This is a genomic window from Aquamicrobium terrae (genome assembly GCF_040545735.1).
GTDB lineage: Bacteria > Pseudomonadota > Alphaproteobacteria > Rhizobiales > Rhizobiaceae > Mesorhizobium > Mesorhizobium terrae_A.
Genome location: NZ_JBEPML010000014.1, coordinates 41,385 through 65,753, shown reverse-complemented (window position 1 = coordinate 65,753; position 24,369 = coordinate 41,385). Strand labels below are relative to the sequence as shown.

The 24,369-nt window shown below is 58.4% G+C and carries 16 protein-coding genes; all 16 read left to right on the top strand.

What is annotated here, in order from left to right; genetic code table 11:
• The first annotated feature begins 40 nt into the window (after positions 1 to 40).
• The 16 genes from ABID37_RS18315 to dpdD all read left to right on the top strand — a co-directional run bounded on the left by ABID37_RS18315 (position 41) and on the right by dpdD (position 24,315).
• The gene (locus ABID37_RS18315) at positions 41 to 742 is read left to right on the top strand and encodes a hypothetical protein (RefSeq protein ID WP_354197394.1); all 702 of its coding nucleotides are present in this window, start codon (positions 41 to 43) and stop codon (positions 740 to 742) included.
• A complete protein-coding gene (dbpB, locus tag ABID37_RS18310; protein ID WP_354197392.1) occupies positions 739 to 1,881 on the top strand; it encodes a DGQHR domain-containing protein DpdB in 1,143 nt (380 codons plus the stop codon). The genes ABID37_RS18315 and dbpB (ABID37_RS18310) overlap by 4 nt, the downstream gene beginning before the upstream one ends.
• On the top strand, positions 1,881 to 3,170 hold the full coding sequence (gene dpdA / locus ABID37_RS18305) for a tRNA-guanine transglycosylase DpdA (RefSeq protein WP_354197390.1): 1,290 nt from the start codon (positions 1,881 to 1,883) through the stop codon (positions 3,168 to 3,170). Before dbpB (ABID37_RS18310) ends, dpdA begins: the two co-directional genes overlap by 1 nt.
• A complete protein-coding gene (gene dbpB, locus ABID37_RS18300) occupies positions 3,167 to 4,264 on the top strand; it encodes a DGQHR domain-containing protein DpdB (RefSeq protein ID WP_354197388.1) in 1,098 nt (365 codons plus the stop codon). Before dpdA ends, dbpB (ABID37_RS18300) begins: the two co-directional genes overlap by 4 nt.
• A gap of 3 nt (positions 4,265 to 4,267) precedes the next feature.
• Positions 4,268 to 4,903, top strand: coding sequence for a 7-carboxy-7-deazaguanine synthase (gene queE, locus ABID37_RS18295; protein ID WP_354197386.1), 636 nt, complete (start codon positions 4,268 to 4,270; stop codon positions 4,901 to 4,903).
• On the top strand, positions 4,900 to 5,268 hold the full coding sequence (gene queD, locus ABID37_RS18290; RefSeq protein WP_354197383.1) for a 6-carboxytetrahydropterin synthase QueD: 369 nt from the start codon (positions 4,900 to 4,902) through the stop codon (positions 5,266 to 5,268). The genes queE and queD overlap by 4 nt, the downstream gene beginning before the upstream one ends.
• Entirely contained in the window at positions 5,265 to 5,990 is a 726-nt protein-coding gene (gene queC, locus ABID37_RS18285) for a 7-cyano-7-deazaguanine synthase QueC (RefSeq protein ID WP_354197381.1), read from the top strand. The genes queD and queC overlap by 4 nt, the downstream gene beginning before the upstream one ends.
• Positions 5,983 to 6,549 carry a VUT family protein gene (locus ABID37_RS18280; protein WP_354197379.1) on the top strand — a complete coding sequence of 189 codons (567 nt, stop codon included), beginning with the start codon at positions 5,983 to 5,985 and terminating at the stop codon, positions 6,547 to 6,549. The genes queC and ABID37_RS18280 overlap by 8 nt, the downstream gene beginning before the upstream one ends.
• Before the next feature lie 233 nt (positions 6,550 to 6,782).
• Complete coding sequence (gene dpdE / locus ABID37_RS18275; protein ID WP_354197377.1) at positions 6,783 to 9,923, top strand: protein DpdE; 3,141 nt, start codon at positions 6,783 to 6,785, stop codon at positions 9,921 to 9,923.
• On the top strand, positions 9,916 to 12,411 hold the full coding sequence (gene dpdF / locus ABID37_RS18270; protein ID WP_354197375.1) for a protein DpdF: 2,496 nt from the start codon (positions 9,916 to 9,918) through the stop codon (positions 12,409 to 12,411). Before dpdE ends, dpdF begins: the two co-directional genes overlap by 8 nt.
• On the top strand, positions 12,408 to 13,325 hold the full coding sequence (dpdG, locus tag ABID37_RS18265; RefSeq protein ID WP_354197373.1) for a protein DpdG: 918 nt from the start codon (positions 12,408 to 12,410) through the stop codon (positions 13,323 to 13,325). Before dpdF ends, dpdG begins: the two co-directional genes overlap by 4 nt.
• Positions 13,322 to 16,363, top strand: coding sequence for a protein DpdH (gene dpdH / locus ABID37_RS18260; protein ID WP_354197371.1), 3,042 nt, complete (start codon positions 13,322 to 13,324; stop codon positions 16,361 to 16,363). The genes dpdG and dpdH overlap by 4 nt, the downstream gene beginning before the upstream one ends.
• Positions 16,353 to 17,066 carry a hypothetical protein gene (locus ABID37_RS18255; RefSeq protein ID WP_354197369.1) on the top strand — a complete coding sequence of 238 codons (714 nt, stop codon included), beginning with the start codon at positions 16,353 to 16,355 and terminating at the stop codon, positions 17,064 to 17,066. The genes dpdH and ABID37_RS18255 overlap by 11 nt, the downstream gene beginning before the upstream one ends.
• 9 nt (positions 17,067 to 17,075) lie before the next feature.
• Positions 17,076 to 21,662 (top strand): protein DpdJ, encoded by a 4,587-nt coding sequence (gene dpdJ, locus ABID37_RS18250; RefSeq protein ID WP_354197367.1) that lies wholly within the window; start codon positions 17,076 to 17,078, stop codon positions 21,660 to 21,662.
• Entirely contained in the window at positions 21,662 to 22,189 is a 528-nt protein-coding gene (gene dpdK / locus ABID37_RS18245; RefSeq protein ID WP_354197365.1) for a phospholipase D-like domain-containing protein DpdK, read from the top strand. The genes dpdJ and dpdK overlap by 1 nt, the downstream gene beginning before the upstream one ends.
• Positions 22,186 to 24,315: a protein DpdD gene (gene dpdD / locus ABID37_RS18240; RefSeq protein ID WP_354197363.1), complete on the top strand. Its 2,130-nt coding sequence runs from the start codon at positions 22,186 to 22,188 to the stop codon at positions 24,313 to 24,315. Before dpdK ends, dpdD begins: the two co-directional genes overlap by 4 nt.
• Positions 24,316 to 24,369 lie beyond the last annotated feature (54 nt).

Genomic DNA, 24,369 nt, shown 5'->3' with positions numbered 1-24,369 from the left:
TCAGTTGGCGCTCCGTGCTTCGCAGATATCCAAGGCGCCGTTGTACACGATCTCCGCGGGCCTTGGCCTTGTGAACGTCGAGCACGCCATCCCTGCCTATGGTATAACCGTGAGCGGGAAAGGACTGGAGAGCGTCGCCACACGGATCAACGGCGAATTTGATCCTGCTTCGTGGTGGTCGGCAGTCAGCGAGGGACCGTATTCAACTCCGATCGCCACCCTTTTTACGGGAAAGGGCACGGGGTGCATCGTTGCTGCTCTCAGTCAGCCTTATGCCCGGATGCTTGCATCAAGCCTGGATGCACTGCCCAACTCCGCCATCACCAGGTTGCGTATTGTTGGGGCCAACCTGCAGTCGATATTGCCCACCAGATTGCTTCCCAGTGTGTTGCCGTACGACGAACGTCTTCAGGCCTTGCTGCCAGGAACGCGGGCAGATTTTGCGCAACGCGCATTACTGCATTTTGTACAAATGGGCCTGTCAGAACACCCGAACGCTGATGCGGCGACCCATCGCAACTGGGTTGCATCAATTCTCTCCAGAAAGAAGGTCCCCGTTCAGAGGAAACGGCAACGCCTCCAGGACGAGGAGATACTGTCGCTCATCCAACGGCATTTGCCTTCAAACACGGGAATTGGGCGTTTGCTCCGTGTGCTGCGCGACAATGAAGGAGTGGCCTGCGAACAGGCGCGCTTTTCGCGCCTCTATCGTGAGGCCATCGACGGAAGGGAGTTTCTATGAAGAGTGCCAAGCGCAATCAAACGTCGATTCTGACCGTCCGCGCATTGCGCACGCAGCAGGCCGACGGGGTCGACATCTATTCATTTTTCGTGCCTGGCGCGGACTTGCTGCGCATCGCTGAGATCAGCAGGATACACCGAGATTCTGATGGGTCGCTGCAGGGCTTCCAGCGCAAGCAGATCCGCAATCATGTCCGGTCGATTGTCGAGTTTCTCGATCAGGGTTCGGTTCTTTTCCCGAACGCGATCATCCTGGCTATTTCGCCGCGAGCCATCTTTACCCAAAGCAGAGGCAGCAAGCCTGAAGGCGATGTCGGCGCCTCGCAATCAGGCACTTTGCGTATCCCAATTCCCGAAGACGGAAGTAAGGAGGCCTGGATTGTGGATGGGCAGCAGCGCTCGCTGGCTCTTGCCGAAGCCAGGGACAGAAGCTTTCCCGTTCCGGTCGTCGCCTTCGTTTCAGAGGATCTGGCCGTACACCGGGAACAGTTCATTCTTGTCAACAAAGCGCGCCCACTGCCACCCCGACTGATCAACGAACTTCTTCCGGAAGTCGATGTTACGCTTCCACGGGATCTGGCGCCCCGGCGCATTCCCAGCGCAATCGTCAATCTCCTCGCCACGGCACCGGACTCGCCCTTTCGGGGGCTTGTCAGTCGGGTCTCGGACGACAATCCGCGGGCCGTCGTAGTCGACACCGCTCTCGTCAAGATGGTGCGCAATAGCATCGGCAGCCCTCTTGGCGCACTCGCTCCCTACAAGGCTTCGTCGTCGCAGGAGGCGGATACTGCCGCGATGATCAGGTTGCTAACAGCTTTCTGGAGTGCCGCCGCCGACGTATTCCCGAACGCGTGGGGCAAGCCGCCGACCAAGAGTCGGTTGATGCATTCTGCCGGCATTGAGGCGATGGGCTATTTGATGGATCGCGTGATGGCGCGGTCACCAGCCAATGGCGATGCACGCCGCCACGCTCAAGAAACACTTCAGCGTATCGCGCCGTATTGCTGCTGGACCAACGGGCGCTGGCCGGATATCGACCGCGAGTGGAACGATATTCAAAACAATAGCCGTGATATAAGGCTGCTCTCTGACCAGTTAGCACGTCTTGATCACGCACAATTGCTATCGAAGGTCGCGTGATGAAGTTCGTATTTGCAGATAGTCTCGACTTCGTCGATCCGGCCTATGATTTTATTGCTGACCGGAATGGAGCGGGTCGCACGGTACATCGCGACGACCAGTTCCCACATGAGTTTCTTGATACCGCTCCTTATGACGGGATACTCGTTTCTCGTGGCATCGTCGGTGATGCCCTGATGCCGGGGAAATATACCGAGGCGCAACTGATGCGGTTCAGGCGTGAAGGCGCCCGACGCTTCCTGCGTTATTCCCGTGAGCAATTTCCTGACAGCATCATGATGGGTGATTGCGGCGCGTTCACCTACCGCAATATGGCTGAACCACCCTATCGGGCTCAGGATACGGTCGAATTCTACGGCGACGGTGACTTCAGTCACGGATGTTCCCCGGATCATCTCATATTCGATTTCGATGATGCAGATAAGGAACGTTCTGAGGCAGACGTTACAGAAGACATCCGTCAGCGCTACGAAATCACCCAGCAGAATGCAGTTGAATTCCTGCATGAAGCCAAATGCCTGGGTCGCCGCTTTGTCCCGATGGGCGTGATCCAGGGTTGGTCTGCCCCAAGCATGGCCGAGGCCGCGCTCAGCCTCGCCAGAATGGGCTACGACTACCTCGCGATCGGCGGCACAGTCCCGCTCAGGATCGAACAGATAAGACGCGCCTTGGCTGCAATTCGTGATGTGCTGCCAAACAAGGTACGTTTGCACCTCCTTGGCTTTGGCAAGATAGAACATCTCGCCGATCTCGAACGGTATGGCGTCACAAGTTTTGATACGACGTCGCCCTTGCTCCGCGCATTCAAGGACTCACGCAAGAATTACTGGGCACGCAGCGATTCAGGCGAACTTTCTTACTACACCGCGATACGCATCCCTCAGGCGACCGAGAACAATCGACTGAAAGTCAAGGCATTACAGGGTCGTTTGAACCAGGAAGAGGCGCGTCAACTTGAAGCGACGGCGCTTGATGGCGTTCGGCGCTTGGCCTGCAACGAGATAGGTGTCGATGACGCTCTCGACGCGGTGATGGCCTATTGGGAAAAACTCAACTGGAATGAGGAGGCCTCTCCGTCAAAGCGGGCGCAGGCGCTTGAACGGCAACGCCGCGTTTACACGCATACGCTCCAGGATCGGCCATGGGAAGGCTGTGATTGCCGGGTTTGTCGCGAGGGCGGAGTCGAAGCACTGATCTTTAGAAACTCTAATCGCAATAAAAGGCGAGGAATGCATAATCTGCACGTATTTTATAAGCATTTGCACGAATTTCGGGCGGAGGCGGTATGAGTTCTCCGAACATTCTTCATTTTGACGTCGTTGCACCGCGCCAGAGCGAGGGACTACCTGTTTTCACATTCGCCGCCCGCGCTCAGGACGTCGAGCGTTTCGCTCGTATCGAGCGCGCAGGACGAGACGATGCTGGTACCTTGCGTGGCTTCCAACGCCCGCAGATTGCCGGCCATATACGCGAAATTCGTGACTATCTCGAAAAACCGAATGCGATTTTGCCCAATCCTATCATTGTCGCGTTCACACATTCGGCAAGCCTGGAACCCAGCCCTGCGCATGATGGCATAGAGGGGCGATTTGGGCGGCTTGCAATCGATGTATCGAACGGCGCCCCGGGATGGATAGTCGACGGGCAACAACGCTTCACCGCCTTGAGGGATTTGCAAGGCCGTGATTTCGAAGTGCTGGTTTCAGGCTTTATCTGCGATTGCCTCGAAGAACTGCAAAAGCAGTTCATTCTTATCAACAATACCCGGCCCTTGCCAAAGGCCTTGGTCTACGAGTTGCTGCCGCAGGTGAGCGACTTGCCACCTCGCATGTCCAGTCGTAGCCAAGCTGCGCTAATGACTGAGGCTCTGAATTATCGTGAAGGCTCGGCATTACGGGGTATGATCCGTCAGCAGACAAACCCGAAAGGCATAATCCGCGACACCGTTCTTCAACGATTGCTAATGAACTCGCTGAGCGACGGAGCTTTGCGTCTCTATTCTGACGACGACCGGTTGTTGCTCGATCGCGGCGTGAATTTTGTCAGCGAGTTTTTCCATGCAGTCAGGCATGTCTTTTCTGACGACTGGGACGAAAAGACGCCGAAAACATCGCGCCTGGTGCACGGCGCCGGTATCATCGCCATGGGTTACGTCATGGAGACCTTGCACGTGCTGACCGGTGCTGAAGATCGTGAGTCATTTGCCCGGGGATTGCGGCATCTGAAAGGGCGAACGGCCTGGAGTTCGGGCGAATGGGCATTCGGAGACGAACGTCGTCGCTGGAACGGCCTGCAAAATGTCCCGGCCGATATCAGGCAACTCTCACTTCACCTCGTTCAGGAGTTACGGCGCGCCATCCCGCGCAACGAGGAGGTTCGCTGAACTGTGGCCTACGCGGTGAAGGAAATATTCTACACCCTGCAAGGTGAGGGTCGAAACGCCGGACGTGCCGCGGTGTTCTGCCGTTTTGCAGGCTGCAATCTCTGGTCTGGCCGTGAGGTTGATAGGCCAAAAGCTGTCTGCCAATTCTGCGACACCAATTTTGTCGGAATCGATGGCGACGGCGGTGGTCGTTTCGCAACAGCGGCCGAACTCGCGGGGGCCGTCGCCGGGAAATGGCAGTCTTCGCACAATCAACACCGCTTTGTCGTGCTGACCGGAGGTGAACCGCTACTTCAGGTTGATGTGGCGCTGATCGACGCCCTGCATGAGGAAGGGTTCGAGATTGCGGTCGAGACCAATGGTACGCTGACGCCGCCGGACGGCATCGACTGGATTTGCGTCAGCCCGAAAGCCGGCGCGCCTCTGGAACTCACGCACGGCAACGAACTCAAGCTGGTTTTTCCACAGGTGGGAGCAGAACCTGAACGGTTTGAGACACTAGCCTTTGAGCATTTCCTGCTTCAGCCGATGGATGGCCCGGATGTTGCACGCAACACGCAGGCGGCCATCGAATTCTGCCTGGACAGCCCACGGTGGCAACTCAGTCTTCAGACACACAAGCAGCTAGGAATCCGATGAAGATCACCCAGGCATTTACCTTCGAGGCAGCTCATCGGTTGCCCAACGTACCCGAGACACATCGTTGCCATCGGATGCATGGACATTCCTATCGGGTCGAACTACGCCTCGAAGGTCCTGTCGATCCCCTCTCCGGCTTCGTTGTCGATTTCTTTGACGTCGAAGCCGCGTTTGGTCCTCTTTTGCAGCGCCTCGATCACTACTGCCTCAATGATGTCGAGGGGCTCGAAAACTCCACAGCAGAGAATATCGCGGTCTGGATATGGGACCGCGTCAGACCTGTCCTTCCGCAAATCAGTTCCGTAAAGGTCTTCGAGACACCGGAATGCTGGGCGGAATATGAAGGCGAAGGGGATGCATCATGAATGATGGCGACGCCATCGTCCTGTTTTCCGGCGGGCAGGATTCCACGACCTGTCTCGCGTGGGCGCTTGATCGCTTCGAGCGCGTGGAAACCGTCGGCTTCGACTATCGCCAGCGTCATCACGTGGAACTCGATGTCCGGCCGGTGGTTCTCGAAGCCATCCGGGAGCAGTTTCCGCATTGGGCTGGCCGACTCGCGGATGATCATCTTATCGACCTTGCCGTACTTGGCCAGGTAAGCGAGACATCCCTCACAAGGGATGTCGAGATCGAGATGCAGGAAAATGGCCTTCCCAATACCTTTGTACCGGGTCGAAACCTGCTGTTTATGACTTTCGCGGCCGCAATCGCTTATCGGCGAGGCGCAAAACATATCGTGACCGGCGTGTGTGAGACGGATTTCTCCGGTTATCCGGACTGCCGTGATGATACGATGAAGGCACTACAGCTTACCCTCAATCTCGGCATGGACACACGCTTCGTAGTCCACACTCCACTGATGTGGATTGACAAGGCTGATACTTGGCATCTGGCTCATCAACTGGGGGGTGATGCGCTGGTTGACCTTGTTCGGGAAGAAACCCACACCTGCTATCAGGGCGACCGTTCGCTGCATGATTGGGGTCGGGGATGCGGTAAATGTCCTGCCTGTGAATTGCGTGCCCACGGCTATCAGCGGTTCATCGCCAAATCAGCAACGTGCGCGGATATCGGTCATGACTGACATCAATCATACGCGTATACGGGAAGGCATTGTCTTTTTTTTGCTCTATGCAGGCTCGATCCCGTTATCGAACTGGCTTATCGAAAATGTTGGAACCACCTGCGCTCCTGATGGTCCATGTCTGATCCCGGTAGCGCCCGGATTGGACGCTCCTAGCGGTGTCCTTGCTGTGGGGCTCGCGTTGATACTGCGTGATCTCGTGCAACGACGCCTTGGCGTCATATGGTCGATCGTAGCGATCGCGCTTGGAGCATTATTATCAGCTGGCTTCGCGCCACCAGCCCTTGTCGTTGCCTCCACGACAGCTTTTCTCTTGTCGGAGTTTGCGGATCTGGCGGTCTATACCCCGCTGCAGCGTCGCCGTTTCGTACGCGCTGTGCTCGCCAGTAGCGTTGTTGGCTTGGTTGTGGACAGTATGGTATTCCTCTGGCTTGCCTTCGGGAGTCTGGAGTTTCTTGGCGGACAGGTCGTCGGCAAGGCTTGGATGGTCCTGCTCTGCCTGCCGATCATGATACGGTTACGGAAAAGGGATGCGCGCATCGGGATTGAAGCAGCGTGAGGGGACAAGGCGAGACATTTCGCCGCAATATGTAAGCTAAGCTTGCGACTAACTTCTGACCAGAAGATTTATTGCTGGTTAGAGAGTATTACATGATTCTGCAACAGAGAGAAGCAAATCGCGGGTACGGGTTCATTTGTTTTTAGCAACTTCTCGTATACTTTGTTGTCAGGATAGAAAGTAGGATATCCAAAGCTGGGAATCACCAAGGGGGTGCGGGCCTGTTCAAGGGGATGCTTGTTGGATTGCCTGGGCAGAAGGGCATCGGGAAGCTGCAGTCTGCGTCTAGCGGCCGTTGCATCGTTTCGATCTTCTATTCCATCCAGCGCAGCGAAGACATTGAGTACAATGTAAGCGACATCACGCGCGCATTCCTAAGTGCCCAGACCCGCGCTTACGTTCTCGACGACGAGCGCATGCGGGTTGGCCGCATCACCGACTATCTCCAGCATGAGAACGGGCTAATCACCTATGAGGTTTGCTTCCCCAACGGAAGGAAGGAGGACCTCAGTGAGATTGACCTGTTCGTACGACCGTGGAACGCGCCTGAAGATCCTGCTGAAATGCTCGCGGCAGGCGTTGCCGAGAGCCAGTTCCTACACGACCGGCGCCAAACAGCCATATCGTCGCTACGTACACTGACCAGCGCGGCGCAGGGTCTGACCTCGCTATTATCTGCCGGGGTCGACTTCGTTCCGCACCAGGTCGCCGCGGTCCGCCGCGTTCTGAGCGATCCAATCCAGCGCTACCTTCTCGCCGATGAGGTTGGCCTCGGCAAAACTATTGAGGCGGGGCTAATCATCCGTCAGCATCTGATCGACAATCCCGATACCGAAGTACTGATTGCCTCCCCGTCCGCGCTCTGCGAGCAGTGGCGGTACGAACTCACCAAAAAACTGCGTCTCGATCAGTTTGGCGAACCTTTTGAATGTTGCTCGCACACGGATATTGCACGGGTCAAGCGAACACCCGATGTCTTGGTCATTGACGAAGCGCATCATCTGGTCGGGCTTGAAAACGGCCCGCTGGCGCCGTCTGCCATGCGCTTGCGAGAGCTTGCACGTGACGTACCCGTGCTACTGCTGCTCTCCGCAACCCCTCCGCTCGGCCAGGAATCCCGGTTTCTGGCGCTGCTCAACCTACTCGACCCACTCACACATCCGCTCAATGATCTGGATGGGTTTCGGGCTAAACTCGAACAACGCCGGGCGATTGGTCGATTGCTTCTCAGTCTCGACCCGGAAGCATCAAGTCTCGTACTCCGCCAACGCGGAGCCGAACTCGTCCGTACTTTTCCAGATGACCTTGTCGTCCAGGATCTCGCGCCGCAACTGATCGCCGCAACGCGTGAAGCACCCGAGCGCCTTTCCGATCTTTGCGGCGCGCTCAAAGAACACATCTCCGACAGTTATCGTATCCATCAGCGTTTGATCCGCTCGCGTCGCGCCGATGCTGAGGGTTGGGAGTTTCGTCCGCGTGGACCAGATGGCGACTCGCTAACCCACGTTCGTACTGAAGGCTATTCAAGCGACGATCTGACCCTCTTTACGACACTCGAGGACTGGCGGTCGGCAGCAGTCGACTCACTTGTCGATCACGAAGCTGGATCCACACCGCTTGCTGCGCGATATCGCGAACTTCTTGGGGCGATCTCAGAAGGCGGCGACACCCTTCGCACATGGCTGGCTAATGCCAGCCCCATATTCGCCGGCGAAGCCGAAATTCTAGACGCGTTGCGGGAGCAGGCAGAAGCCTATGACGATGCCGTCCGGATCGAAATTATGGTCGAAAGCGTTCGACGGCTGATCAAGACGCTGCGGGCTGACGTTGATCATCCCAAGGTTGTAGTCTTTGCGACGGTACCTGTCACCGCTGCGGCGTTCCACGAAGCCCTGCAGGATGCAATTGACGGACCGCTTTGCCTGCTTCTTGCCGAAGGTAGTTTACCTAACATCGACGAGGATGAAAAGAATGCAGCGGCCCAGTTCGAGCAAGTGCCGGACGCGGCAATCCTCACAGTCGACCGGTCCGCCGAAGAAGGGCTTAATTTCAGCTTCGCCGACGCGATCGTACATCTCGATCTGCCGTTGGACGCTGCCCGGATCGAACAACGTATCGGTCGCCTCGACCGCTATGGCCGCCGCCAAGGCATTGTCCGACACCGGATCCTGCTGCCTTCAGACGACGACAACAGCCCATTCGTGGCTTGGTACGAACTATTGGCCGAAGGTTTGTCCATTTTCCATCGCTCGATCAGCGACGTGCAGTTCTTGCTTGAAGGCTTCGAAACCCGGGCTCTCGAAGCGTTACTAATGACAGGCCCCACCGCGCTTGCTGCACTTGTGGCGGACATCCGCTCACAGATTGCAGATGAGCGAAAGTCGCAGGACGAACAATATGCCCTCGATCGTATTGCCTTGGCCGAGGAACCTGTCGAAGCTTTTATACAGGCGCTTGACGATGCCGAGGCAGACGAGGCAGCGCTTGAGGCGAGCGTCGATCAATGGCTGATAGACACATTGCAGATCAGGAAGCGCCCCTTCGCCTGGCCGGAGGCAGATCCTTTCAAACTTGGGATCACCAAGCAGACACTGATTCCCAGATCGCCTTGGCAGCAGCAACTCGAATTTGATGACACTAAACCGCTAAGTTGGAAGCGCCGGATTGCAACGCGGCGTGCCGGGGTAACCCTGTTACGCCCCGGAACACCGCAAATAGATGTACTCGCGCGCTATACGCGTTGGGACGACCGCGGAACCGCTTTTATCACCTACCGAACTGTTGCAAACTGGCTCGGTGACGCGTGGGTTGGCTTCAAGCTCTGCTTCACGATTGAGCCCAGTCTCGACATGGCCGACCTTTTGGCGCCGTCTCGAGCGGAACTCGCCGCATCGCGTCGCGCACAGCGTTATTTCACTCAAAGTGAACGGACCTTGTTCATCGACATCAATGGCGAACCGGTTATTGATCCGACGCTATTGGCAATTTTATCAAAGCCTTATGGAGGTCATGGTAAAGGACCAAACGCCGACCTGAATCTAGGCAGTCGGCCGCATATCCTCGCCAAGTACATCGATCCTGCTGTGTTCCCCGCTATCTGTCGGCGGGTGCGCGACGGTGCCCGCCAGACTTTGTACGATCAGGCCGATGTCCAGGAGGCGATTCAATCTGCGACAACTCTCGCGGCAAGCGATCTGCAGCGTCACAAGAATCGACTCCAGCGCCGCCAGTCTACAGGCGATACGATGGCGCGAGAGGATATTGCGTTAATCGAGTCGATTCTGCCGAGCATCGCATCCCCGGCGATCCGGCTCGATGCGATGGGCTGCTTCATCCTCGGGAATCCAGTGTCATCGAGATCGCGCGATGGCTAATCTCGGTGGCCAAGATGCTTTTGTTGCACTGAGCCATTTGCTCAATCGAACCGGCGGTGGTGCGGACTGGCAGGCCCACTCTCCAGCGGTAGAGCGTCTACGCCGTGCGCTGGTCGATCCTGCATGCGCCGCGAGCGCACTCGACCTTGCAGTACTGCTGCGCCAGGCCATGATGCATGAGCATGTCCGCCGCGGTGCAACGATACCACCCGTGCTGGAGGTGTCGCATCCGCGTTTCGATGAGTTCGCCGCCTGGGATCGGGTTGGACTGCGCAGCGCCACCGCTAGCGAGGAACGACTTGTGACACTCCAGGCCTGGAAGCCAGCGTGGCTTGCGGATGCCGTCGACGGGGTCGAGAATTATGCTGCGTCAGAGACGACACGTCGCGAATTCAACATGACGGGTTGCGAGGGAGACCCACTGCTGTCGGCGGTTGGGCGCACATCCTATCGTAGCCGCGGACAGCGTGCGGCGGTGCGTGCCGCACTCTCGACACCCGCAGGAGGAAGTCTCGTCGTTGCTCTTCCAACTGGCGAAGGCAAGAGCATGATTTTCCAACTGATTCAGACCGTCGGGTTCGTCGACTCGAACCAAGCCGACAGCCGGGGTGTGACTTTGGTAATCGTTCCGACGGTCGCCTTGGGAGTCAATCACGAACAAGAAGCCGTCGAGGTATGCAGGCTGTCGCGGCCACTTGCCTTTCAGGGCGGCAACGATATCCAGAATGGCATTATTGTTGAGCAGATCGCGGACGGCACCCAAGGCCTCTGCTTTGCATCGCCCGAAGCTGCGTGTGGCAGTTTGCGGGACTCCTTGCGCCGTGCTGCCGAGGCAGGCCTGCTTCGGGCGATGGTGATAGACGAGGCCCATCTCGTCGACCAATGGGGAACCGGATTTCGCACCGAATTTCAGGAACTCAGCGGCCTACGTCGCGAACTGCTTGCGGCAGCGCCGACTGGCCAGGCGCCACGTACGATCATGTTGTCTGCGACTCTTACGGATTCGTCGCTGGAGACGTTGCGCTCGCTGTTCGGCACCGAGAGCAATTTTGAAAGCATCGCCGCTGTTGGGTTGCGTCCCGAACCTGACTATTGGATCGCCCCATCTACCAATGAGGAGAACCGTACCACGCAGATCCTCGAGGCGCTCCATCACGCACCCCGGCCTGCTGTTCTCTACGTAACCGAGGTCGCGGCAGCGAACGCTTGGTTTAGACGCCTGACTACGGCAGGCTTCCGTCGCGTCCGCAAACTCCATGGCAAAACCAGCCGTAGCGAGCGCGAAGAAATTGTCGGTCAGTGGCGCGACGGTACGCTAGATATCGTTGTTGGCACATCCGCCTTCGGCTTGGGCATCGACTATGCTCACGCCCGCAGTGTCATCCATGCCTGCGTGCCGGAGACGCTCGACCGCTTCTATCAAGAGGTCGGCCGAGGCGGTCGCGACGGCAAGGCCGCGCTCTCGCTGATCGTACCAACCGCAAAGGACATCAAGATTGCCGAGCGCATAAACACCCAGCAGGTGATCAGTATCGACCGCGGCTATCATCGCTGGGAGGCTATGTTCGCCCGTAAAGCATCCTTCGGCGATGGGCGCTTTGCCGTGCGGATCGACGGAAGGCCCGGCACCGACGAGCGGGACATCGACATGTTCGGCGACGCGAATACAGACTGGAACCTGCGTACTGTGGCACTAATGGCGCGTGCCGGCATCCTGCGCCTGCTCGGCACACCCTATCCTAGAATTCAGAAAGAAGGTGATTGGCTGGAGATAGAGATCATCGATGATCATCATCTCGATATGGCGCTTTGGCAGGACCGAGTAGAACCCGTCCGTCAGGTCGGATGGCTCGCCGCCAAGCGCAATCTCGACCTCATGCGCGAGTATCTACGCGATGCGCGCTGCCCAGCGACAATTCTCGAAGAGCTTTACGGTGGCGACCGGGTTGGGCGCGCATGCAGTCGCTGTAGTCGTTGCCGCACCGACGAAAACTGCCGCCTCAGCACTGTGCCGGTCGGAGAGCCACGTGGTTCCTGGACCATACCTCTCGAACCTCTTGTGGCTGATCTGCTCGACCGCGATCTGCGCCTGCTCGTAAGCTATGATCCCGGCGCCCTTGCCCGAAACTCCTCACGACGACTCGGCGAGACCTTGCAACGCCTTCAGAAGGCCCGCCTCGCCAAGCTCATAACACTCGGCCCGCAACCGTTCGACATGGACCGCGTACTCAAATTTGCGGAGAAGACAGCTTTTTTTGTAAGCAATCTGTCCTCGCTCGCTTTATCGCGGCTACCGCGCGGACCTGAATTCGTGATGGTTGGTGACCGGCAGATACTGGAGCCGCAGAATCTAGTGCCGCGACCGGACAACCCCCGGATTTTCTTGGCCCCCATCGATCAACCTGCGCCCGATGGCCGCAGACTGAAGGATGTTTTTGGTGGGCGGACGCTGACGCTCGATGAATTTAATGCCAGGGTAGCCCAATGAGTATTGTTACCACCGCCCAAGCTGTTCCAAGTCGACTGTTCGCGATCTACGCCGCCTTGTTTAATAGCGAGAATGGCGAAGTCAGGGACCGGATTGAGGCTTGGGCCACACCACCTTCGCTCAGCGGCCGAGGCAGTGACGATGATGGTGAGTCGACCACCACCCTGTTCAGCAACACACTGGCCGAAGCGCGACGTATCGGCCTTGTCGAAGAGGTCGATAACAAGCTGCGACTGACCGCCGATGCGCGAAGTGGGGGCAAGAGGCGGGAGGATAGTGAAGCCTACTTCCTCGCTTATATGCGCCGCACGTTGTTTGATCCGGGCCGCGCCGCTGAGACCCAGCAGGCGGGTTTCATGTTTGCCTTGTCTTGGTTTCTCAGTTCCAGTCCGCTGCGGCCGATGAGTTTTTCTGAACCGCCCCAGAATACTCTTAAGGCGCAGATCGGCGATCACGCATCAAAGACCGAACTAACATCGCTCAACCGCTACCAGAACTTCCTGTATTGGGCGCGCTATCTCGGCTTTGCCACCATTGTCGGTGGCGCCAACGATCCTGAAGATGTCACATCCCGTCGTGTAATTCCTGATCCGGTAAAGGCGATCGAAAGTGCGCTTCCGACGATCTTCGCCGAGGCCAGTGATCTAGCGATCGAGCAATTCATGACACGGTTGGCGGCGATCTTCCCCGTTTTCGAGACCGGAAGCGTCCGCTATGACTATGAAAGTTTGCGGCTGACACCGGTGGTTGATGGCGACAAACGCCTGTCAATTGCAACTAGCTTAGCGCTCCAGCGACTCGTCGATCGCCAGCGCCTGACAATGACAGGCGTCGCTGACGCCGCTTCGCGCATCCTTGACTTTGGATCCCGCGAGGGCCGAGTGAGCCGCATCATGCTGCGAGAAGCGGCATGATGCGCAACTATCTTTGCTGGGATCCCGGCGCCGTTCGCCAAGTCATCAATCCCTTCGCAGAACATATCACCGACAGCCTGTTTCGCGCGGTGCACAGTGACTGGGATTTAAAGGTCAGCCCGCAGGTCGGTAAATCCTTCCAGGAGATCGGCGAGGCCTCGTGGGCCGATATGACTCCGGCCGCCTTTCTCGAGGACTTTCTCCGCGAGGATCGGCCGCATGCGCTGGCCGCGATCCTTGGCGAGACCGGGTCTGGCAAGTCGCATCTTGTTCACTGGATGCGACTGAACATCAAGCCGACCAAAGAACGGGTTATACTGGTCGTACCTAAATCGGGCACCAGCCTGCGCAACATCGTCAAAATGATCATTGCCGAACTCCCTGTCGATCAGCAGGGAAGTTTCCTTGAGACGCTTCAATCGGCAGGTGATGGCAACCAGAGCCGCAATGACCAGAAGCAGCAACTGCTCAATGACCTGGCTCAAGTGATTCGCGAGGAGGTGTTACCAGCCGAGGCAGATGAGATCGAACAGGAATTGCTCGTCTGCCTGCCTAACCTCTTCCAAGATCCCCATATGCGTCAGGCGCATTTCCTTGGTGACAACACTGTAATCGCCGAGATTGTCGATCATATCTTCGCGCCGTCTAATGCCAAGGACCGTCCTGATCAGCGCCGCGTATTCGTCGATAGCGACCTTCCGCTCGGGGGCATGGACTTTGCCCATGCGTCGCGCCTTGCCCGCGATGCGATCGATATCATCGAACTCGATCCTGCGATCAATCTTCCTCTCGCAACTAAGATCATAAATCGTAATCTTGATCGTGCGGTAGCGCGCACGCTCAGTTTTTCTGGAGACCGGGTCGAGGAGTTGATGACACGCCTGCGTAGCTACCTCAAGACGCAGGGACAGGAACTGGTTCTGCTGATCGAGGAGTTCGCGCGCTTGCAGGGTATTGATCGTGCGCTGCTGCAGGCGATCACCTCGCAGGGTGATGATCGCCAGTGCAGGATGCGAACAGCGATCGCTGTCACGACTGGCTTCTTCCAGAGCGTCGCCGAAACTGCGTATATGCGGACCACCCATATTGTAGACATGGATCGCTCAGCGGGCCGGGCCGAGGGCCGATCGGTTACCAAGGCATCGCTTAGCCAGTTCACTTCCCGCTATCTCAACGCTGTCCGTCTCGGGCGCGACGGCATCTCCCAGTGGAGCGATGCGGCAGCGCCCGGCGAGAGCCCGCGCTCTAAATGCGGCGCCTGCCGCTACCAGACCGAATGTCACGCTATCTTCGGCGAGGTCGATGGCTATGGCCTCTACCCGTTTACCACACAGTCGCTGTGGAATGCGGCCTTGCGTGCAGATAGTTCGATGCCCGAACGTCTCAATCCCCGCGTTTTGCAGAATGATCTGCTAGTTGAAGTTCTCGACAATTTTGGACCTGAGATTGCGACCGGCAAGTTTCCTCCATTCAAGCTGTTGGAGAAACTCGGCGGGATCACGGCGCTTCCTGCTGTCGCTCAGGCTGAATTGCAAAACCGTAATCCGCAGAATTATCAGCGCTGGACCGCGTTCCTCGAACTTTATGATGGCACCGGCACGATCGCCAATCTCGACGAGCGGCTTCGGGCCGCATTCGAGGTTCCTGAAATCCCTGGCGCCGATACTGCCAAACCAGTCGAGCCGACCACCGAACACCAGACCACCGAAGTGAACCCGGAGGGACCGGCAAGCAGAGAGGATTTGCTCATAGAGCAGTGGATTAGCGGTAAAGGGCTCGACCAAACCGTCGCAAACAACCTCAGACTGCTGATCTTTTCGGCCGTATCCAATGCCATCGACTGGGATATGGTCGGGCTCGCAAAGGCGAGCTTCGTTGGCAAGACGGGCAAGGCCTTCCAAACAGCAAGCATCAGTTTTGACCGACAAACAACGCAAGTCCGCACCGACTTGCAGGTGAAGCTTGTCATCCCTGGCGACCTGGTCCAACCGGCGACCGCCGCAGCGGCGCTTCAGGGTGTGTTGCGCGCAAGCAAGGACCAGTTCCGCTGGGAATTCCCCAACGGCGAAAAGATGCTCGGCGCCTTTCTCGATTGCGTAGAGATCTGGTCGAAAAGTATTGAGGCACAATTGCTCGCGATTTGCCAGCCAACACCGCAATGGAACCAGGCCGCAGCAGCAATCGAACTCCTCTGCGTTGGCGCGGCGATCGGCGGCAAAATCAAACCGGATGCATCGATCGCCGAAATGATAGACGCGGCATTCAGTTCGCATTGGGCAAGCGAATGCGCCAGCACAGCCCGGGACATGAAATTACTTTACGACAAGCTCAGCAAAAACCGCGAGAAACTAGTCGGCGTTGCGCAATCACAGATGTCGAGCATGAAGGGCGGTCGCACCGGCGCAATGCTCAATCCCGGTCGCATTCTCGGACCGATCCGCGAGTTTCGCCAGGCTAAATGGCAACTGCGTTTACAACCACCTGATGGCGACACTCTGGAGCCTGCCAAGACCTATCGAGAGATCAGGGATACCATCGCGACCGCCGCAGCTTCCGAAATGGCGGTCCGGCAATCTTGGCTCAATGATATGGAGAGCGCCTTTGGCGTGACATCAAATCGCGCTGCGATCATCGCAGCGCTCGATACTGCCCGACAGGCTGTCGCCGACGCAGGTATCGGCACCAGCAACACCGGTCGAAGCTTGACGGACGCGCTCGATCGCTTCAGGGCCGTACAATTCGATGACTCGATAGCGGCTGCTCGTTCTCTTCGTAATGAAACCGATGCTATAGCGGCACTACCGCATTTTGGCCGCGGGCGACGAGGTGCGGTCGAGGCCGGAACAGCACTTGCGACCGTGGCGCAGGCATTTCTCGACACTGTCGACCAGAACATCGGTGCGATCAGCCAGAGCCTGAATGCCAGACAGGGTGAGATGGAAGCCAGTCTGAAGCAAATTGATACGTCGCTCGCCGCGATGGAAGCCGATCTTAACGCCTTGTCGGGTATGGATGGAGAGCATACCGATGCTTCTTGATCGCGCCGCCACGCTGGCAACCAAGATCCACACTTATCAAAAGCTCAGGAATACCGCCGACGAAGCTGACCAGTTTGCCACACGTGCGACTCAGTTCAAAAATGTGGCGCTGCTGATGACAGGGCTACGCGAAACCCTGACTGCGCTTTCTGAAGCAGGTGTTCCGGTCGAATTCGAGCCAAGCGACGGCGTTGGCTTCGCGGGAAAGGCACGTGTTTTGCGCGAGGCCATTAAGGCGGACCCTGTCAAGCTTAATGATCCGCCGTTCGACATCAAGCACGCGTTCACCGATCGCTTAAACGGCATCGCCAATGCTGGGCGCAATGCGGCGATTGCTGCATGGAAGGCTTATGTCGACAAGCGCGCAGACTTTGGCGCAGACGATGTGTTGAGTGCGCTCGCCCAAGTGCCGCAATTCAGGACAAGCGTTGCCAGAATTCGGCAGATTCGCAGCAATGTCGTCGCCTTCGGCGCAGACCTACCGGCTGATCCGAAAGAAGCGATCGCCAAACTCGATACCTTGATAAATGAGCACGAGGCAGCGTGGAAATCACTTGCCGCGTCCGATATCCCGTCGAGCGTGGTCGCCTTCATCCGCGCTGCGGCCAACAGCGACGCCCTGCTAAGCAGCTACACTCCCGAGGTGCAGATGTGGCTGGAAAGCCGAAACTTGCTCAGCGCGTTTCGAATCAAGTTGAGGTAGACACTAACCATGCCTGTGTCTGCCAATGCCCTCGCGGTGCTCGACCGTATCGAAGCGATTGAGATGCGCTCGCTCGAATGGGGATTTACTGACGGCTCACTCAGCGAGGACGAAGCCTTTGAACTAGGCGACCAGGTCTGTGATGCGGCCAATGCCAGCGGCACTGACGGGCAGGATCTCGTCGAGGAACTGATCGATGCCAAGCTGATCTTTGAAATGGCAAACGTTGGCGGGGAAGTTCGCATCCGATCGCGTTTTGCCGAGATGATGCGATTACTGACTGCGAACCGACAGCTATTTCCCAACAAACCTTGGCAGGGCGCGCCGTCGCTCGTTGCAGACTTCCGGGTCGATTGCCGACCGCGCCGTTTTCCCCGACGAGACCGCTTGCCTGCCGACATCCTGGCCGATCATGAAGCCGTCCTCGGCGGCTCAACCCTTCGGCAAGACTTGTGGCGGGCTTTGACCGCACGGGATGGAATGCGGCTTGCCGGGTTCCAGGAGCGCGCAGCCCTGCGCCTGTCGGCAGCAACCGCCGATGGTGGTACAATCGTGACGGCCGGCACTGGCAGCGGCAAGACTATCGCCTTCTATCTGCCAGGTCTGATCCGCATCGGCGAAGCGATCAGCGCCGAACATTGGGTCAAGGCGCTCGCGATCTACCCGCGCATCGAACTGCTAAAGGACCAGTTTGCCGAAGCGTTCCGTATGGGGCGAACGATGGACCCAGTGCTCGCGGCGCACGGGCGACGTCCGTTGATCATCGGCGCATTGTTCGGAAAGACCCCAACGCGGGCCACACGCCAGGAACTTGCTAACAAGGACTGGGTCCAGCGGGGCGATGATTTCGTCTGTCCGTGGATGCGCTGTCCGCGCTGCGATGAAGAACTCGTCTGGCGCGGTGGCGATATTGCGGCAGATGTAGAACGCCTTGTGTGTGTCCAACATGGCTGCAGTGAGCAGATCGGTGACGACCAGATTGTGCTGACCCGCACCCGTCTGCAGCGTCACCCGCCTGATATTCTGTTCACTACGACCGAGATCCTCAACCAGCGTCTGTCTGATCACTGGATGCGCGGCCTGTTCGGTATTGGTCTCTCGGTTGCGCGGAAGCCGATGCTCGCGCTGCTAGACGAGGTACACACTTATGAAGGGGCAACCGGAGCGCAAGCCGCGTTGACGCTGCGCCGATGGCGGCACCTCCTCGACAACCCCATCACCTGGGTCGGCCTGTCGGCAACGCTTGGCGATGCCGCGCGCTTCTTTTCGGACCTTACCGGTGCTGCACCCGATGACGTCGTCGAGATTACGCCGACACTTGAGGAACTCGAGGAGCAGGGGGCCGAATATCAGATCCTGTTACGCGGCGACCCGGCATCGCGCGCGTCGCTGCTCTCGACCACAATCCAGACATCGATGCTGTTGCCGCGACTGCTAGATCCCCCTGGCTCGATGAATACCTCGGGCGTGTTCGGCCGGCGCGCCTTCCTGTTCACCGACGACCTCGATGTCACCAATCGCCTTTATGACGATCTGCGCGATGCCGAGGCGTATACAATTTTTGGGCGCGCCGATGCCGCGCGCGCGCCGCTCGCAAGTATTCGCGGTCCCGGACCTGATGCAGCGATGCGCGACGTCGAGGGGCAGCGATGGCGGATCTGCGAGGACATAGGCCATCCGCTTGATCGTCGACTGGTGGTCGGGCGCACCACGTCGCAAGACGCGGGCGTCAATCAATCGGCTAATATTGTCGTTGCAACCGCCGCCCTTGAAGTCGGCTTCAACGATCCGTTTGTCGGCGCCATTATCCAGCACAAGGCGCCGCGCGGCATGGCGTCCTTCCTTCAACGCAAGGGGCGCGCGGGACGCGACCGGGCGATGCGGCCGATTACGCTCACGGTACTGTCGGATTATGGCCGCGACCGCGCTTTCTACCAGGCGTTCGAGCATCTGTTCGATCCTTCGCTCGCACCGCAATATCTCCCGATCCGCAATCCTTATGTTATGAAGATCCAGGCGGTGTTCGCACTGTTCGACTGGCTGGCCGCAACAACCTCTGGCTACGAGAAAGCCTGGCAGTGGAATCTACTCAGTCGTCCGCTTCCGCAGGCCAGTGCCGCAGAGCGCGCTGTTCTCGATCGCACCCGCGCCAAACTGACCCAGTTGGTCCAAGGTGACGCTGCCACCATCGAGGGTCTGCGAAGCTATCTCATGGGTGCGCTAGAGATCGAACGGTCGGTCGCCGAAACCCTGCTTTGGGAAGCACCGCGCTCCCTTCTTCTCGAAGCTGTTCCGACCCTGGTGCGCCGACTGTTTCGCAACTGGCAACCTGCTATTCCCGGTGCAGGCGCTGCACTCGACCTGCAAGTCGATCATCACCCGCTTCCTGACTTCGTGCCACGCAACCTGTTCAGCGACCTCAGCTTGCCGGAAGTGCGGGTCATCATTCCACCTGCAACGGTCAATCATGAGGAGCGGGTCGAGCAGATGCCGATCCTCCAGGCGCTCAATCAATTCGTACCCGGACGGGTCACACGCCGCTTTGCGCATGAACGCGGGGCGCTGTCGCACTGGATACCGGTCGACCCGGCCTTTCCGGAACAGGACCGCCGGATCAGCGATTGCGCACTCGAGCACGAATTTGTCGGTACTTTCACCGGCAGCCTAAATGATCGCGTGGGCGGAACGCCTCTGCTGGTTTTTCGTCCCCGGACCGTGCGTCTTGAGCGCGCCGCCCGAACTGAGGCGCTGCCGAGCAGCAACGCCCGACTGCTCTGGCAGTCCGACATCGTTGCGAATGGCGACGCTCTCGGGGTTCCGGTCCCGGCGCGCTCGGAGTGGCGGCACCATGTGCGGGCTATCGACTTCCACCTGCACCGGTTCCGCTCAAGTATCAACGTACGTCGCTTCGCAGCCACGGCCCAGGCCAATATCCGGACGCTCCAGGATGATTTTCCTGTCACGCTCACCTTTACCTGCGATGATGACCGTCCGGCAGCCATCGGCTTCGAACTTGAGGTCGACGGATTTCGACTTGACTTGGCATTGCCCGACGCAGAAACACTTGCGGGCAGTAGCCTGCCACCCGACGTCTTGGCGACCAGCAAGCTAGCCTATATTCGCGATCTGATCCGGCTCGATCCTGAACTGCCGGATGATCTCAACCAGTTCCAGCGCGAATGGCTGATCCAGTTCCTGCTCTCGGCATTGCTAGCCGATGCCTCGGCCAATGACCGACCGCTTGCCGAAGTCATTTCGGACATGCTCGACGACGACCGGATCGAAGCCGTGTTTCATGCCGTGATGGACGATGTGTTCGGCGCAACGCCGCCAATGCCGCCCGACACGGATGACACGCTAGACAGCGATGCCGACGATGACGCCGGGGGTAATGGAGGACATCCTGCGGATGGCACGGTCAAGGTCGGCGCTGTGGCCGGCGGCGGGCGGTTGCAGCAGGCACTGCTCCTACACTTGGGGCGACCAATCGTTCGTGAGCGGTTGCGGGCGCTGGCCGCGCAGTTGATCGAGGTCGACGCCGCAGCATTCAGCGCGTGGCTTCGCCGCTTGATCCTAGAAACGCTTGGCGAGGCGATGCTCCAGGCATGCATCGCGGCAGCGCCCCGCCAGGCAACGATGGACAGCTTGCTCGTCGATATCCGCGATGATGTGACATCCGATGTCGCAAGCGTATGGATCAGCGAGACGACGCTTGGCGGTGCGGGTGTTCTCGAAGCCTTTGCCGATCGGTTCGCGTCCGAACCACGTTTGTTCTTCTCAGCACTCGATGCAGCGCTGGCGCCGAGCGATCTTGAACTGGTCGATGGCGGCCTCCGGGAAATCCTCCAACTGAGCACCAACGATGGCGAGATCGGCAAGCAAATTGCACGTCTTCGTGCAACCAATTCGCACAGCGAGCGCTCGATCCTGTGGCGCAACCTGTCGCATCACCTCGCACAGCGTGGCGGGATTGATCTCAGCCATGCACTCTCAGTCTCGCTTAACAGCCGCCTTCTGCGTGCTGGTTCGGGACCCCAACTCGACCGGTTGCTGCTCGATCTGCAGACCCACTGGGATGCGACGCAGGATCGGTTTGGCATTGCCATCGGCTTGCGCGAATATGCCTATATCGCAAGCTGCGATGCCACATTGTCGAACGCCGTTCGCGCATTTCTAACCGCAACGCTGCCGGCTGCCGCGATCACGCATGTTACCGTATTGTCGGCAATAACGAGCCTATTGTGGCCGCGCGCAAACGAAGTGCGCCAGCGCGTTCTGCAATCTTACAATCCGTTCCGCCAGACGCGGTCGACCGACCCGGCCGTCGTCCGGCATCTGTTGCTGAACCGGTCGATTGCGACGATTCCATTCAGCGATCCGGATTGGGAAACTCAACTCGCAAACGCCTTTGAAGCCCAGGGAACTGCTCGCCTCGCGGCTGATGCCGACAAGGCTGGACTCTTCCGCGCCGCCCTGATCCGGCTCTCGGCAACGCCGGTAGGTGTGGGCGTCCTTCAGTTCTTCCTCGTGATCGAACGAGTCGAACGCTTGGACGGCAAGATTTTGGCGACACTTACGCTGAGGGAGCAGGTCTGATGCCGTACCCCTCCCGCGATCTCCACGGACCAACGCAATCGCGCGCGGTGCGCGATCTGTTCCAGAGCTTATTTGTCGCCGAACTCATCCACCCCAGCCCGAAGCTGTGGCTGTTTTTTGCCTGGATTAGCGATATCGAGATCATTGACAACTCGGCGCGCGAATTTACAGCACTCGAGCCGGACTGGCCGGCTGCTCCAATTCATTTATCTCAATTACTCGGTTCACTCCTCGCACGCGGCGTTCAGATCAGACTCATCATCCGCGAGGATGGCCACAATGATTATTTCATCGCCCGATTGCTGACACTAAAGGTGCGCTACGGCGATCAGATCAAATGGATTGTGGCGAAAGGCTTCCACGCCAAGGGCTTGCTCGGCGCAGACTATTTTCTCAGCGGCTCGATGAATCTCACGCTCAACGGTATCTCCATTAACGGAGAACATATTGTCCTGCGCACAGACCCCGCGGCGGTCGCCGAACAGACGATCGAACTTGAATCCCGATGGGAAGGCCAGATGACATGATCGGCCCGACCCTCGACGCGGCCGGGGCCGTGCTTGCAGACCTTGTCGCTCTTCAGCCATGCGCTGGTGCCAGTCCCGACGTCACAGTGCTCTGCGCGGATGTGACCCGGTCCGTGATTGCCGAAGCCTTTCCTGGTGCTCTGGTTCCTGTCATTGATAGCGCCGGGTCCATGCAGGTCAATGTGGCGGCGTCGACCATGTCGGACTGGCGACGCCTCAAACCCATCCTTCTTGCCTTCGCCGGGCCCACGCTCACCGGGTTCGACGGCGTGCCGGAGCCCTTCGACACCGCAGATCCAGTGGGCACCCGTCTCATGCTAGCTGCCCCGGCGGTTACAGCCATCATGCGCCTGCCGGGAGATGATCGTTCACGTATCGCGGCATTACGTGCAGTGCTCCGCGCGCGAGATACCCTCGCCCGCGCCCCCGAATTGCAGCGCTTGGCGCCGGTCCCGACCAGTTGGCTGCTCACCCGTTTCCAAGACTATCTGAATGTAGGGCGCCGAGACGCTGCCGCTGCCGTGCTCGAACGCCTGCGCAGCGAATTCCGCCTTGACGCGCTCAACATCAAGTTCCTTGAAGTTCAGTTGCTAGCCATATTCGAAGACTGGACAAGAATTGTCGCGCTACCGGAGTTTCGAAGCCTATGCGTTGCGCGTAGGACGCCTGCAACTACAGCCTTTCTCCTTGAAGCATTGTATCGAACCTACATTGCAGAGCCGTTCGACGCTGAAAATGTGGCAGGCACGCGCACTGCTTTCGAGACTTTGGTTCAGCCGTTCATCCAGTCGATGCTTATCACCGGTGCCCCGCCAGGATTGCAGGCGGGGGGATGGCGTCTACTCGGTCTCGAAGCACTGGGTTCTGGTCACGGGGATCTTCTCTCCATTCTTGCCGATCGAATGCACGAACTGGGCTGGATAGCGGACCTCTTGCCGGCGCGCGTATCAGCAACACCTCAAGCTGCCGAGGTTGCAGATCCGATCGATACGGCACGCGAAGCGCTGATTCAGGCAGAGGCTGTCGACAGCATTGATTTGCTTACTGGCGCGATGGCCGCGATCGCCCGACTCAGCTCTGATGAGCTGGCGTTGCTGCGCGAGACCATGCCATTCCGTCCGATGGTGCAGGCGACCGACGAGCTTGCGAGCATTACGCCTCCAACGTCCTGGATTGCTTGGCTCGATCGTGCTTCAGATCCGGCCTTTACGAACGCGCTCGATTTCGCACGCCGGGGCAAGGATGAATGGGAGATCGGGGCATCGGTCGGGGATCCGGTCGCGGTTCGCGCTCTCGTCGCTGCGCTCGAAAAGGTGCAGGGCGATGAACTTGCCGGTGATCGTACAACTCAGGCCCTGCCCTATCTGGTCGCCTGGTTGCAGCGAGACGCAGAATTTCCGAGAGCTGCGCTGTCGCCGATTTACGGACGATTGCTCACTCTTTTCGCGCTTGGAAGCGCGCGCGGAGCGACAATCTACGAATCGAGCCAAGTGCTGGTCGAAGCACTTCTGGCCGCCGGTCTCGACCAGAAAGCTTATCATGACCTGATCGCCGATATCGACGAGATCGCCGGCGACGGCTTTGGGGTCGATATGGTCTATTGGGTTCTGGGACTTGTCGAGAGCTTCATGAACGCCGCTGCGCCTGATGCGAGTGCCCGCGAGACCTTCCTCCATCGGATTCTTGCCCGTATTGTTCCAATATATGGCCGGTTGACCCGCCTTCAGCGGATCGCGGTAACGTTATTGTCGAGCGAACTCGGTTGGCCACTGCCGGTAACACCGGCAACAGATTCCCCATCTGCGGACGACGATCTGGCAAACCGTCTGGCAGGCTTGCGCATCGCCATCTATTCGCTGTCCGACTCGTCAAGTCGGCAAGCCAAGTCTGCGTTGGAGGAGATCACGTCAGCCGTCACCGTCGATACAAATGCCGATCACGGAGGTAGCGTTCGCCTGCGCGCACTTGCAGAAAATTCAGATATCTTTGTGATCACTTGGCTATCAGCAAAGCACGCGGCAACAGAGTTTATCCGTAAACACCGCGGTAGCAGCACACTGCTATATGCGCAAGGGAGGGGTTTCTCCAGCATCCTGCGCGCCATAGAGGATCATCTATCGCATTAGTTTGGTTACTTGACGTTACTCGCAAGCCTCGTCATTGAGCCAAATCTCGATGGA